Source organism: Streptomyces sp. SID13726, from assembly GCF_010548375.1.
In the GTDB taxonomy this organism is placed as follows: Bacteria; Actinomycetota; Actinomycetes; order Streptomycetales; family Streptomycetaceae; genus Streptomyces.
In genome coordinates this window covers 1-422 of record NZ_JAAGLY010000557.1, presented here as the reverse complement: position 1 = coordinate 422, position 422 = coordinate 1, and the positions used below count along the sequence as shown (strand labels likewise).

The following is a 422-nucleotide window of genomic DNA, read 5'->3' as shown; positions in this document are numbered from 1 at the left end:
TTCGCCTCCTCGGCCGTGCACGTGTCGATGTCCTCCTGCTGGCCCTCGCCGTAGGCGCCCGAGTCCGCCCCGTCGCCGCCCGTGAGCGCGCTGAGGTCGACACCGGTCTGGTTGCCGAGGAACGCGACGAGCAGCGCGACGAGCACGGCTCCGATCCCGCCGCCCGCGATCATCGTGCCGCGCCGACCGCCGCCCTTGCGGACCCGCCCGCCCTCGAACGAGCCACCCTCCTGGAAAGTCACAGGTCAACGCTACCGCCGGGCCGCGCACCAGGCGTCCTGGTGGGGGTGTCCGACCGCCGCGCAAGCGCGACCCCGCTGTCGACCAGCCGCCTCACACGTACCCCCTGCGGAATGGGGTGGGACGCGACGCCGGGCCCCCGTAGAATCGACGAGTCCCGGAAGCCGGGGCGCACGCACCCG

At 74.2% G+C, this 422-nt stretch carries 1 protein-coding gene; it reads right to left on the bottom strand.

What is annotated here, in order from left to right; translation table 11 throughout:
- On the bottom strand, positions 1-242 hold a 242-nt coding region (locus tag G3I78_RS49105), incomplete at its 3' end, for a hypothetical protein (protein ID WP_203616566.1).
- Between the last annotated feature and the right edge of the window lie 180 nt (positions 243-422).